The sequence below is a fragment of the Streptomyces sp. genome, assembly GCF_019510245.1.
Classification (GTDB): domain Bacteria; phylum Actinomycetota; class Actinomycetes; order Streptomycetales; family Streptomycetaceae; genus Streptomyces.
Map to the genome: position 1 here is coordinate 1 of NZ_JAEKKT010000188.1, position 12,130 is coordinate 12,130.

At 69.6% G+C, this 12,130-nt stretch carries 11 protein-coding genes and 1 pseudogene; 6 read left to right on the top strand and 6 right to left on the bottom strand.

Translation table 11 applies throughout. The features are described from left to right. Positions 1 to 71: 71 nt before the first annotated feature. Positions 72 to 1,235: an epoxide hydrolase family protein gene (locus JF597_RS38010; protein WP_294006766.1), complete on the bottom strand. Its 1,164-nt coding sequence runs from the start codon at positions 1,233 to 1,235 to the stop codon at positions 72 to 74. A gap of 129 nt (positions 1,236 to 1,364) precedes the next feature. On the opposite strand from JF597_RS38010, the gene JF597_RS38015 reads away from it, so the two are divergent. Further along, positions 1,365 to 1,964 (top strand): TetR/AcrR family transcriptional regulator, encoded by a 600-nt coding sequence (locus JF597_RS38015; RefSeq protein WP_294006769.1) that lies wholly within the window; start codon positions 1,365 to 1,367, stop codon positions 1,962 to 1,964. A gap of 276 nt (positions 1,965 to 2,240) precedes the next feature. On the opposite strand, the gene JF597_RS38020 is transcribed toward JF597_RS38015, so the two are convergent. Next, positions 2,241 to 2,630, bottom strand: coding sequence for a hypothetical protein (locus tag JF597_RS38020; protein ID WP_294006772.1), 390 nt, complete (start codon positions 2,628 to 2,630; stop codon positions 2,241 to 2,243). On the opposite strand from JF597_RS38020, the gene JF597_RS38025 reads away from it, so the two are divergent. Beyond that, positions 2,604 to 3,434 (top strand): non-ribosomal peptide synthetase, encoded by an 831-nt coding sequence (locus JF597_RS38025; protein WP_294006775.1) that lies wholly within the window; start codon positions 2,604 to 2,606, stop codon positions 3,432 to 3,434. The genes JF597_RS38020 and JF597_RS38025 overlap by 27 nt on opposite strands. Positions 3,435 to 3,615: 181 nt before the next feature. Here JF597_RS38025 and JF597_RS55770 read toward each other — a convergent pair whose 3' ends face one another. Then, positions 3,616 to 3,876, bottom strand: coding sequence for a carboxylesterase family protein (locus JF597_RS55770; RefSeq protein ID WP_366916501.1), 261 nt, complete (start codon positions 3,874 to 3,876; stop codon positions 3,616 to 3,618). A gap of 240 nt (positions 3,877 to 4,116) precedes the next feature. Beyond that, the gene (locus JF597_RS38035; RefSeq protein ID WP_294006778.1) at positions 4,117 to 5,727 is read right to left on the bottom strand and encodes a GMC oxidoreductase; all 1,611 of its coding nucleotides are present in this window, start codon (positions 5,725 to 5,727) and stop codon (positions 4,117 to 4,119) included. A gap of 774 nt (positions 5,728 to 6,501) precedes the next feature. Between JF597_RS38035 and JF597_RS38040 the strand changes: the two genes are divergently transcribed. Next, the gene (locus tag JF597_RS38040) at positions 6,502 to 6,930 is read left to right on the top strand and encodes a hypothetical protein (protein ID WP_294006782.1); all 429 of its coding nucleotides are present in this window, start codon (positions 6,502 to 6,504) and stop codon (positions 6,928 to 6,930) included. Between the two features lie 89 nt (positions 6,931 to 7,019). Here the strand turns inward: JF597_RS38040 and JF597_RS38045 are convergent, their stop codons facing one another. Then, on the bottom strand, positions 7,020 to 7,637 hold the full coding sequence (locus JF597_RS38045) for a TetR/AcrR family transcriptional regulator (RefSeq protein ID WP_294006785.1): 618 nt from the start codon (positions 7,635 to 7,637) through the stop codon (positions 7,020 to 7,022). Between the two features lie 132 nt (positions 7,638 to 7,769). Here JF597_RS38045 and JF597_RS38050 point away from each other — a divergent pair, with 132 nt between their 5' ends. From JF597_RS38050 to JF597_RS38060, 3 genes are read left to right on the top strand one after another with little or no spacing between them, the layout of a single operon-like run. Beyond that, complete coding sequence (locus JF597_RS38050; RefSeq protein WP_294006788.1) at positions 7,770 to 8,699, top strand: alpha/beta fold hydrolase; 930 nt, start codon at positions 7,770 to 7,772, stop codon at positions 8,697 to 8,699. A gap of 41 nt (positions 8,700 to 8,740) precedes the next feature. Next, complete coding sequence (locus tag JF597_RS38055; RefSeq protein ID WP_294006790.1) at positions 8,741 to 9,601, top strand: LLM class flavin-dependent oxidoreductase; 861 nt, start codon at positions 8,741 to 8,743, stop codon at positions 9,599 to 9,601. 16 nt (positions 9,602 to 9,617) lie between these two features. Beyond that, a complete protein-coding gene (locus tag JF597_RS38060) occupies positions 9,618 to 10,586 on the top strand; it encodes an alpha/beta hydrolase (RefSeq protein WP_294006791.1) in 969 nt (322 codons plus the stop codon). A gap of 95 nt (positions 10,587 to 10,681) precedes the next feature. Here the strand turns inward: JF597_RS38060 and JF597_RS38065 are convergent. Then, positions 10,682 to 11,815 (bottom strand): annotated as a pseudogene (locus JF597_RS38065) (transposase); the annotation flags it as partial. Between the last annotated feature and the right edge of the window lie 315 nt (positions 11,816 to 12,130).

Sequence of the window (12,130 nt, forward strand, 5' to 3'; positions counted from 1 at the left end):
CTCCCGGCGTCTTGGGTCGATTCAGTGGTGCCCGAGCGAGACGCCTGCGCTCCTGGGTTCGTGCGTTGGTGTCAGGAGCGAAGGGTGCGCAGGCCGGTGCGGATTTCGCTGACGAGGATCTCGGGTTGTTCCAAGGCGGCGAAGTGCCCGCCCTTGTCGGCCTCGCCGTAGTGGATCAGATTGCTGTAGGTGTCTTCGATCCAGCTGCGTGGCACGCGTGGGATGTCCTTCGGGAAGACGGTCACCGCGACCGGAAGCGTCACCTTCGGGCCTGCGAAAGTGAGCGATCTGTTCTCCCAGTAGATGCGGGCGGACGACGCTGCGCTGTTGGTGAACCAGTAGAGGGATATCGTGTCGACGATGTCGTCGATGCTGAGGGTGTCCTCTGCGAGCCCGTGGTTGTCGGTCTTGGACTGGAACTTCTCGTAGATCCAGGCCGCCTGGCCGGCGGGAGAGTCCGCCAGGGCGAATCCGACAGTCTCCGGCTTCGTGCCCTGAAGGTGGTTGGAGCCTCCGAGTTCGCCGGTGTAGAGGGCGAGGGTGTCCATGGCGTCGCGCTGTTCGGGCGTGAGGGTGTCGGGTATCTGTGCGGGAAAGGCGTACTGGGTGTTCAGATGAATTCCGAGAAGCCCCTCTGGTTGCATGGCCCCGAGGGCGGTGGTGACGACGGCACCCCAATCGCCGCCTTGCGCGGCCCATCTCGTGTAGCCGAGACGCTTCATCAGCTCCGCCCACGCGCTGGCGATGCGCGATACGGTCCACCCGGTCTGCGTGGGTTTCTGGGAGAACCCGAACCCGGGGAGCGACGGGACGACGACGTCGAACGAATCGGCGGCGTCTCCTTCGAAGGAGACCGGATCGGTCAGCGGGCCGATCACCTTCAGGAACTCCACGATCGAGCCCGGCCATCCGTGCGTGAGGAGCAGCGGCATCGCGTGGGGGTTCTTGGACCTGACGTGGATGAAGTGGATGTCCAGCCCGTCGATCTCGGTCAGGAACTGCGGGAAGCGATTGAGTTCGGACTCGAAGCGCCGCCAGTCGTAGCCGCGCTCCCAGTACTCGACCAGAGACCTGGCGTTCGCCACGCGAACCCCTTGCGACCAGTCGCCCACCGTCTCCGGATCCGGCCAGCGAGTTCTGGCCAGTCGCTGCTTGACCTCGTCGATCTCCGCTTCCGGGATCGAGACGGTGAACGGGCGGACGAGGGCCGAGGCGTGCGGCGTCGGTGCGGTCATGGCCTTCTTCTCCTCTCCTGAGCTTCGAGGCACAGTGCGGCCTTCCGCTGTACACGGGTGTACAGCGAGATTCACTGTACACCTGTGTGTAGTGGATTTCGATGTACACGGGTGTGCAATAATTGTGTCGTGCCCGCCAAGTCCTCCCGTGCGCGCTCGATGATCGAGACGCGCGATCGCATCCTCGACGTCGCCCTCGACCTGCTGGGAGAGAAGCCGGACGCCGGGATGGGCGACATCGCCTCCACTGCCGGCGTCGTCCGTCGCACGGTCTACGACCATTTCCCCTCGCGCCTCGACCTGGTTCGGACACTCACGGAGCGGGCCGTCGCCGAGATGGCAGCCGTGCTCACCGAAGTCAACGCCTCCAACGCGGCGGCGGACGCGGCGTGGGTCGAATTCGTTGCTCGCGTCTGGCCGGTGGCGCACCGGTACCGAGTGCTGCTGGCGCTGCGCCGTGGCGAGTACGGCGAGGCGATCCACGGCCTGCTCGGGCCGGTCGACGAACTCCTCGCCGACCTTGTGAAACGAGGCCAGGACAGCGACGTGTTCGCACAGCACCTGCCGGCGGGCCTTCTGAGCCAGGTCGCCTACGGCGTCGTGTTCACCATCGCGGACAGCGACCTGTCGAACGGGACCCTCGGCGCACGAGCAGCGACGATCACGAGCCTACTGATGCTGGGAGTTCCCGAGACACGCGCCATCACCCTCGTGGGCGACCAGCCCTGACCCGCGGCACTTCCAGCGGAGCCGCGGATCGTCCTGGGGCGGTCAACTGGCGCCAGAAACCTGCCACGGGATGATCGTGGCCCCGAAAGGCTGGCTATGGTGTGCCACTAGCCAGAGCGCTGACGCGGTGCTGGTACTCGCGGCGGGCTTTGTGCTGGGCCGGAACAGCCGGAACGCCGGGGCCACTGTCGAGGGGCTGGCAGCGGGCGAGGAGTTGCTGGTGTACGGCGGGGACGGCGGTGACGCGCAGGGTGGAGCCCTGGCTGCGCCGTACGGTCACTCCTGGTCGAGCGCGGCGCGCTCGGCGGGCTCCAGCTCGGTGGTGCGGAGGAGGTCGGCGATCTTGCTCGCCATGTCGAGGGTGACCGGCGCGTCCGGGGCGGGGGCGTCGTCCTCGTTGGCGGTGTGGTCGGGCAGGAGGTCGGCGACGGCGGTGCGGATCGGGCCGCGGCTGACGTGGTGGTTGCGGGCGAGGGCGGTGATCGAGCAGCCTTCCAGGTACGCGGTCTGGACGGTGTTGGTCTTGTCGGCCGCCACGGCGGGGCGGCGCCCGCGGTTGCTGCCCCTGGCTTCGGCGGTCCGCAGCCCGTCGTAGGTCAGCTCGTGTTGGAGTTCGTCGGCGGCGGCGAGGGGGTCTGCGTGACCGTGGCCGAGCTCGCACGCCACCCACACCCGGTGATCGGGACGGAGCTGCCCGGCAGCAGGATCCTGATCCTCGATGAGCATCAGGTGCCTGTCCCTGACGGCCAGGTGGGCGAGATATGCGTCACCGGAACGTCCCTTGCTCGCGGCTACACGCATCCCGATCCGACATCCACGCAGTTCACACACCTGGACCTGCCCGGCGAGCCCGCCCCGGTTCGCGTCTACCGCACCGGTGATCTCGGGCTTCGCAACACCGCCGGCGCGCTGGAGTTCCGAGGACGGGCCGACAACCAAGTCTCCGTGAACGGCTACCGCGTCGAACTCGGTGAGATCGAATCCGCACTGCGCACCCATCCAGGAGTGCACGACGTGGCTGTGGGCGCCGGTGAACACCATGGCCAGACCCAGCTCACCGCATGGCTCGTACTGGCCGACCACGCCGAACTGCACCAGGTCCAACAGCACCTGGACGTGCGGCTGCCCCGCCACATGTTGCCTCGCCTCGAAGCCGTGCTCGCGATCCCCCTGGGGCCCACCGGGAAAGCCGACATCACCACCCTGAAGCAGACTATGGCCCGCCCAACCGCCCGGGATGCCTCTCTGGTAGACGTCGTACAGACCATTTGGCGAGAGACGCTCGGCGTCACCGATGTCCGCCCCGACGACGACTTCTTTGCTCTCGGCGGGGACTCCGTCCAGGCGACACGGATGATCGTTGCCACCCGCAGGCGACTCGCGCGCGCCATCCCGATCCGCACGGTCTTCGACCATTCCCACTTCGCCGACTTCTGCACGCAGCTCATCTCCTCGGCAGGTCCACGATGACCACCCCGGCCATGCTCACCTCAGCCGACCCCTGGGAGACCGTTGAGCTGGGTACCTGCCCCGGCATCCCGGTCGCTATCGGCGGGGAGCTCACACCGCACGCCCTGCTCGGTGCCTTCCGCCGCGGCATCTTCTGCCAACCGCGATCCGACAGCGCCAGCATTGCCGAGAACCAGTTCACCTACGCGCCCGACGTCGATGCCGGGTACATCCCGGTGTTCCCCGGGCCGCGCGCCCCGGGGCAGCCGAAGAGCGTGGCCCTGGCCCCTGCGGACTGTCCGGCCACCGTGACGTTGGAGGGGGCGCCGCCGCAGGCTTCGATGCCGTCGCGGACCCACTGCAGCGCCATGGTGATGTCGAGCAGGGTCCGGTTGGCGACGCCGTCGTCGAGGATCATGAACCCTTCGGCGGCGAGGCGGCCTCCGTCGTGAAGGCCGCTCACCCCGCGGCCGGCCTCGGGCGTCTCCGACGTCCCACCGCCTCACTGACGGAGCTCACGGACGCAGGCCACGGGCCATCGCCGTGCCGGCCGGTGGTTGGCACCAGCGCGAGCGACTTTTGCCTCTTCGACCACCAGGCGCAGCTCGCAGACGGTGGCCGAACCGCCGGTGCCCATGCCGTTCGCGGTGGCCGTCCGGCGGTCGGGGCTCGGGGCCGGGCGGCCCTGCGGAACGCGCGTCCGTCAGCCGCGGTCGGCGCCGATCGTCTCGGCGGCGCGCTCGCCCACGACCATGGACGGGGCCATCGTGTTGGCGATCGTGACGTGGGGGAGGACCGAGGCGTCGGCGACCCGCAGACCGTCGATGCCGTGGACCCTGAGCCGACCGTCCACGACGGCGAGGCCGTCGCGTCCCATTCTGGCCGTGCCGCTCTGGTGCCAGAAGGTCTCGACGGAGTTCCGCACGAACTCCTCGCAGACGGACCTGGAGGACGTCGCGGGAGACACCTCCCGCTCGGCGAACGGGCGCAGCGCCGCGGAGTTGCCGATCTCCCGGGCCATGGCGACGGCGGACAGGGCGGACCGGAGGTCGTCGGGGTCGGCGAGGAAGTTCGTCTCGATGCGTGGCCGGTCCAGCGGATCGGTGCTTGCCAGGTGGACGCGGCCGCGGCTGCCTCCGCGCGGGCGCATGGCCGACATCAGGGTGAAACTCCGGGCCGGTGGCGGGAACTGGGCGGCGCTCTCGGCGGAGACGGAGGCGGTGGGGGAGAGGTACATGACGAACTCCGGTGCCCCGGGCCGGGTGTCGTCGGGCCACATGCAGACCGCCTGGCTGCGTGTCGGCGGGGGCATCGGTACGTCCTTGGCCTCCCACACGCAGCCGACGCGCATGTGGTCGTCGAGGTTGCGGCCGACACCCGGCAGGTGCTGGACGATCGGGATGCCGAAGGGGCGCAGTTCGGCTTCGTCGCCGATCCCGGACCGCATGAGGACGGCCGGCGTGCCGATCGCGCCGAGCGAGAGGACCACCTCCTGCGAGGCGTTAGCCCGCAGCGTCCTACCGTCGTGGAGGATCTCGACGCCGACGGCCCGGCGGCCGGCGAGCAGGACGCGGGAGACGGTCGCGTGCGGCAGGACCGTCAGGTTCGGCCGGCCCACCAGACCGGCGACGTAGGCGCGGAAGGGGGTCTGGCGCTGCCCCGCGTGGATGTTCTCCTCACGGACGGCGCAGCCGGTGTCCTTTTCCATCATGGCGCCGTTGGAACTGTCGAAGCGGGGGAACCCCACGCTCTGGGCGCCGTCCAGGTAAGAGGTGAACAGCGGGTGCACGTCCTGCGCCGGCCGGATGTGCATGGGCCCGCCGCTGCCCCGGCGTTCGGGATCGGCCGGGCCCTGCCAGTCCTCGATCCTGCGATACATCTCCAGCGCATGGGCGTAACCCCAGCCGGGGTCACCCGTCGCCTCGGCGAAGGAGTCCCAGTCGCTCTGGTGCCCGCGGGCCCACACGCCGGCGTTGATGGCGCCGCCGCCCAGTCCGCGGCCCGTCGCGTAGTCCAGCCGGCGGCCGTTCAGGTGCGGGTTCGGCTCCGTGATATGACCCCATGTCCGCTCGCTGCCGAGGTTGAGCGGCCACAGGTCCGGATCGCGCACGCTGTCGGCGTCGTCGTCGCTCTCCACGAGCAGCACGGTGACATCGGGGTCGGCCGCGAGTCTGCCGGCGACGACGCAGCCCGCGGAACCGGCGCCGCACACGACGTAGTCGAAGCTCTCGCCGTCGTCGATACGGTCTGCGAGATCAAGCCCCCGCGGATGTGGTGCCGCCGCGGTGCCGTCGTGTCCGGGCTCGGTGCTCACGTCCATCTTCCCCTCGGGTCGTCGGGGCCTGCTCCGTCGAAACGGGCGCTCCGCCGTCGACGCCGTCCCCGCCGCCCATGGCGGACCGCCGGCAGGCCGCCGCTGCCCATGATGGTTCAGCCCCGGCCCCGGCCCGCCGGCGGCGAGCGCGGCTTTCCCCGGCGTACGGGCAGCCGAGGAGCAAACGGGCAAGATCGAGGGCGGACCCTGGTGCTGTGGGCTCCTGTCACAGCACCAGCTAGAGCCGCATGCCGCCCGACGCCTCAAGGCGGTCGACGTTGATCGAGCGTACGTCGTCCCGGATGACGCCGCCGTCGAGGTTCCGTGCCCAGTTCGGTGGGTTCGGCGCGCAGACTGTCGGCGCGCAGACTGTCGGCGACGCTCAACGAACCATCATGAACCGGACACGATCCAACGACGCCGAAGCCCTGATGCAGGATGAGGCTGTTGAGCCGGCTGCCGTCGCCGAGCCGGCCGGCCACCGACGGTGGTCATCTGAATCCCTACCGCGCCCGTGGACGGGGCCCTGAAGCTCATGGTGAGCAACTGGCTGGGGTCACCGCGGAAGGGGTTGCCGAGGCCGTCGACCTCAGCACGGTGCTGAACCTGGGATCCGGGCGTATTCCTCGACGCTCTCGCCCAAGACGCCACGGGTCCCCGTAAGCGGTGGCGAAAACCTGGCGGCCCGGCCCGCGAAGGCGCGGATCCGGCACGTCCCGAGAGCGGTCCTTCTCCCGGCTCTTTCCGGACAAGCGCGACGTCTTCTTCCACTCCATGGAGACGATGCAGCGCGAGGCCGTCGCCGTCATCGCGGGCACCCCGGAGGGAACATCGCCCGTCGACACCGTCGTCGCCGACTTCGAACAGCGCTGTGAGGCCATCCAGCGCAATCGGCGTGCCGCGATCGTTCGGAAGAATCTCCTCGCGGCCAATCCCGGACTGCGCGAGCGCGACCTGACCAAGCACGCCGAGCTCGCCGCCTCGATGGCCGAGGCGTTGCGGGAACGCGGCGCTGCCGAGCAGGCGGCAACCGTGGCCGCCGAGGTGGCGATGCGCGTGTTCCGCGGCGCGCCCGCCCGGTGGTACGGCGATCCGGAGCGCCAGGATCTGCGGACGCTCTTCCGTGACAACTTCGACGAGTTGTCGTCCGTGCTCGCCGACCGCTCGAGCGACCAGGTCCTGCCGACCACCTCACGGCATTAGCGCACCGCACCGCCGTCGCGTCGGGCAGCGGACGGCCGAGTCGAGGCCCTCGTCGGCCAGGCGGCCTCGCGCGAACGGTGCAGGCGTGCTCAGTTTCCTTCGTGTTCTTGCGTCGCCGGGTCGGTGCGGGTGAGGCCGGCGAGCAGCAGGTCGATCATCTGGTGGGCGCGGTAGTCGGGGAACGCTTCGACTCCGATGCACAGGTTGCCGATGGCGAGCATGAGGTCGTACGCGCGGACGTCGGGGCGTGTGGAGCCCGCGGCGGCGGATGCCGTCAGCAGCCGGTCGAGGACGGGCAGGAGGCGTTCGACGAACTCGTTGTGCAGATTCTCGAATCCGGCCTGGTCGGAGTGCATGGCTTCGGCGAGGCCGTGCTTGGTGACCAGGAAGTCGGCGAATCGGTGCACCCACGTACGCAGGGCCTGGTACGGCGGGTCGGTGGCGGGGGCCGTGGCATCCCTGGGGGTGGTGGCGAGGGCGTCGACCTGGTGCTTGAAGACGGCGACCACCAGATCCGCCCGGGTGGGGAAGTGGCGGTAGATGGTGCCCATGCCGAGTCCTGACTCGGCGGCGATCTGCCGCACGGGGGCGTGGACGCCGGCGCGTACGAACACGGCGGCCGCGGCGTCCAGCAGGGCCTGTTCGTTGCGGCGGACGTCGGCTCGATTGCGGCCGGCGGGGGACGGGTCGGTCGGGGGTGTGGGCATCGGGGAGGGCCTCCGCTTGTAAAACGGAGCAACGCTCCGTACGCTCCGAATCGGAGCAGCGCTCCGTATTTGTCATCTTGGCAGATGTCGCGCTCTTCGAGCCACTCGACGTCCCCTGAAAGGCGCCATGCCATGACCAGCACCACACCTGACGGCGGCAGCGATTCCACCGTCCCGGTCGTCTCCGTCCGGCCGATCACGCTGTCCGCCCCGGACCGTGGCGAGGATCTGCGGGTGCGGGTCACCGCGCCGACAACCGGTCACCACCTGCCCGTCGTGGTCTTCTCGCACGGCATGACCCTGGGCATGGACGACTACGCACCGCTGGTCGACTTCTGGGCCGCGCATGGGTTCGTCGTCATCCAGCCCACTCACCTCGACTCGCTGGGGCTGCCCCCCGACGACCCCCGCAACCCGCTCATCTGGCGCATCCGCACGGACGATCTGACCGGCATCCTGGACCAACTCGACGCCGTCGAAGCCGCCGTACCCGGCCTGGCCGGCCGTATCGACCACGACCGCATCGCGGTCGCCGGACACTCCTGGGGCGCACAGACCGCCAGCACCCTTGCGGGCGCACGGGTGGTCGACGCGGACGGCACGCCCGGCGAGAGCATGACCGATTCCCGGGTGAGGGCGGCGGTGCTGCTGTGCCTGCCCGGTACCGGCGGCGCCGACCTGAGCCCGCTGGCCGTCCAGTACTTCCCGTTCATGAGCCCTGATTTCGCCGAGCTGAAGACTCCGAGCCTCGTGGTCGCGGGCGACGCGGACCAGAACCCGCTGACGGTGCGCGGCCCGGACTGGTTCACCGACGGCTACCGTCTGGGCCCGGGTGTCACCGATCTGCTGACCCTGTTCGGCGCGGAACACGGACTCGGCGGCATCCAGGGATACCACGACACCCGGACCACCGACGAAAGCCGCGAGCGAGTAGCGGTCGTCCAGCAGGCGACCCTCGCCTACCTGCGCACCGCGCTCGGCCTCGACGACGACGCCTGGCCCGCCGCCCGACGGTCACTGGCCGAGGCCGGCGAACCGCTGGGGAAGATCGACTCGAAGTGACCAGCCCCCTCGCCCCGGCCCGCGGACCCAGTTTCGGAATCATGACCGCCCCCGCACAGGTCGCATACGACGACGTCCTCCGGGTCTGGCACGAGGCGGACGGTATCCCGCAGATCGAACACGCCTGGCTGTTCGACCACCTCATGCCGCTCGGCGGAGACCCGAACGGTCCCACCTTCGAGGGCTGGACGCTGCTGTCCGCTCTCGCTGCCCGCACCGAGCGGCTGCGGCTCGGCGTGATGGTCACCAGCAACAGGTTCCGCGCACCGGCCCTGCTGGCCAAGATCGCCGCCACCGTCGATGTCGTCTCCGGCGGCCGGCTCGAGTTCGGCATCGGCGTCGGCTCGCGGCCCGATGCGCCGCACGCCCGACGTGAGTACGCGGCTCACGGCCTTCCGTTCCACGACGGCACCCACGCGGTGGAAAGCCTCGCCGAAGCGTGCACGATCATCCGCAGACTGTGGACCGAAACCGCACCGTTCGACTTCCATGGTGACCACCACCACCTGACGGGGGCGTTCTGCAGTCCCAAACCCCTCCAGCGCCCCTGCCCGCCGATCCTCATCGGCGGGCAGGCCACCGCGACGCTGCGCGTGGCGGCCGAGCACGCCGACCGCTGGAACATGCCCGGCGGCAGCATCGACAAGGCGATGGAGCGCAGCACCGCACTGGATCGGCTGTGCAACGAGATCGGCCGCAATCCGGCCGAGATCACCCGATCCATCGTCCTGCCCGTCTCCTACGACCGTCCCCAGGACACCCGCAACACCATCCGCGCGGCGCTCGACGGCGGGTTCAGCCACATCGTCCTCGGACTCCACGCGCCCTATCCGCCCGCGGTCGCCCGCTGGGCCGCCGACACCATCATCGCCCCCCTCTCCGACAAGATCACCGCCCCCTGAAACCGAGGAACCGCCGATGTCCAGGACGCACCCACCGCTCGACCCGGAGCTCGCCGCAGTACTGGCGGTCGTCCACGACCACCTGTCACCGACCATCACCGCCGAGGACATCGAGGACCTGCGGTCCAACCCCATGTTCGCGGTCCCGGACGAGGCCCTCACACGCAACGGAACCGTCCACTTGCAGAACCTGTCCGTACCCGGCCCACCGGGTGCTCCCGACGTCTCGCTGCTCGTCCTCAAGCCGGTGGGCTCGGCGCCAGGCGCGCCCGTCTTCTATTACATGCACGGTGGCGGCATGATCATCGGCGATCACCGCACCGGGGTGGCGGGCGTGCTGGACTGGGCCGTCGACACCGGGGCGGTGGTGGTGTCGGTGAACTACCGCCTGGCACCGGAACACCCCGACCCGGCCCCGGTCGAGGACTGCTACGCGGGGCTCTTGTGGATTCACGAGCATGCCGCCGAGATCGGCGGCGACCCCGAGCGCATCGTCGTCGCCGGGGCGAGCGCCGGCGGCGGGCTCGCGGCCGGCGTGGCCCTGCTGGCGCGCGACCGCGGCGGCCCCCGGCTGCTGGGGCAGGTACTCATGTGCCCGATGCTCGACGACCGCTTCCTCACTCGCAGCAGCCGGGAACTCGAGGGCGAGGGGATCTGGGACGCCACCAGCAACGCGACCGGATGGAACGCGCTGCTCGGCGAACGCAGGGGCGGTGACCAGGTGAGCATCTACGCCGCCCCGGCCCGGGCGACCGACCTGGCGGGCCTGCCCAGCGCGTTCGTCGATGTCGGCTCCGTCGAGACCTTCCGCGACGAGGACATCGACTACGCCGCCCGGCTGCTCCAGGCCGGCGTCCAGTGCGAACTGCACGTCTGGCCGGGAGGTTTCCACGGATTCGACGGCATGGCGCCACAGGCTGCGCTGTCCCAGACCGCGTCGGCGACCCGAACCGCCTGGGTCCGGCGGCTCCTGACCACGAGCTGACATCCAGCAGACGGAGCCGACGCGAACGCGCACGGAGCCGACACCTTTGTCAAACCGACCACAGGCTTGACGGTTTTACCCGCCCTGTGACCGCGCCTTCCGGCGGCCGGGACCTCCACGATGACGTGGTTGGTCCGGTACAGGTGCAAGATGTTCCGAGCCGCGTTCCAGTCGGCGTTCGCCGTCCAGCCGCAGTCGGGGTTCTTGCAGGACAACAGTTCCAGGCTCTCTCGGCTGCCGGGGGTGGTGAATCCGCAGGCTGAGCATCGCTGGGAGGTGTGCGGGGCGGAAACCTTGACGAACCGGCCGCCGTATCGGGCGGTCTTGTACGTCAGCATCGTCACGGTCGGCCCCCACGCCTCCTGGGCGATGCAGCGGTTGAGTCCGGCCTTCGCCCTGGCCCCGTTGCGCAGGAACGCGCCCTCGTTGTCGGGGTCGGGCTTGGGGGCCGGTCTCTTGGTCATGCCGAGGATGTTGAGCTGTTCGACCACCAGCACGCCGTATGTGCGGGCGAGATACGCGGTGGTCTGGTGCTGCCGGTCCAGGGCTCGTCGCGTGGCTTTTGCTCGGAGCTGCTTGATCTGGTCGTAGGTGTGCTGCAAACGCCTGGAGGCCCTTTCCCCGCCCTTGCGGAACGTCTTGCGGTGTGCGGCCGGCCGCTCCAGGCGGAGGAGCTTGGCCTTTTCCTTCGGGGTGAGCCACTTGTCGCGGTCGGAGTCACCGTTCGGCAGGCGTCGCGTGCGGCCATGGTCCTGGTGATCCTTGTTGGACAGGGCGTGGGGGATGTCGACTCAAGCGTCGACGCCGACCTCCGGCCCCTGGTGGGGCTCGGGGGCGCGTTCAAGGGTCTGCACGCGGAAGGCGATGTGCCAGCCCAACGCGTGCTTGACGAGGCGGCCGCCGGTGATCCGGTTCTTCTCGTTCGCCCTGCTCCCGACAGGGAGATCCTCGGTCCAGCGGATACGGACCCGGCCGACCTTGGGAGTGTTGACCATGCCCCACCGGCGGTGCACCCGCGTGATGTCCAGGTCGCGGCCCTGCGGGATGTCCACGGACATCGCGGAGCGGAACCGGCCCTTGTAGGTGGGCTCCTCGGCGCGACCTTCCCAGCAGTTGACCCACGCGCGCAGGCATGTCTTCAAGACGGCTTGCGCGGCCTGGGCGGGCAGCACGGTGAGGTGATCGAGGTCCTTGCGGGTCTGCCGGATCGCCGCATCGGTGAGAGACAGCTTCGTGTCGCTCTGATGGCGTCCCGCGTGATGGTGTAGGCGATCACCGTGCGGGTGTGCGCGGGCGGGTGCCGGGGGCGTGCATCCGGTGACGGTCTTCGCTCCCTGCGCATGAGGCAGGCCACCGTGCAAATCTGGCAGGTGAACGTCCAGTTCAACCCTGGAGGTTCCTGAGGGCCTTGTCCCAGTCTGGCCTACAACGCTTGCTTGAGTCACTAATCCGTTGTTAAGGCCGCCAGGATCTGCACGCCGGTCCGGCCTGCCTCTGGCGTCGGAGGGATGCCTTTGGAGTCACCGGCAGGTCAGGCCCAAACG

Excerpts from the sequence above, each read along its gene's own strand:
- JF597_RS38010 (WP_294006766.1), bottom strand. The coding sequence starts at position 1,235 with ATGACCGCACCGACGCCGCACGCCTCGGCCCTCGTCCGCCCGTTCACC.
- JF597_RS38040 (WP_294006782.1), top strand. The coding sequence starts at position 6,502 with ATGGAGACGATGCAGCGCGAGGCCGTCGCCGTCATCGCGGGCACCCCG.
- JF597_RS38045 (WP_294006785.1), bottom strand. The coding sequence starts at position 7,637 with ATGCCCACACCCCCGACCGACCCGTCCCCCGCCGGCCGCAATCGAGCC.
- JF597_RS38050 (WP_294006788.1), top strand. The coding sequence starts at position 7,770 with ATGACCAGCACCACACCTGACGGCGGCAGCGATTCCACCGTCCCGGTC.
- JF597_RS38055 (WP_294006790.1), top strand. The coding sequence starts at position 8,741 with ATGACCGCCCCCGCACAGGTCGCATACGACGACGTCCTCCGGGTCTGG.
- JF597_RS38060 (WP_294006791.1), top strand. The coding sequence starts at position 9,618 with ATGTCCAGGACGCACCCACCGCTCGACCCGGAGCTCGCCGCAGTACTG.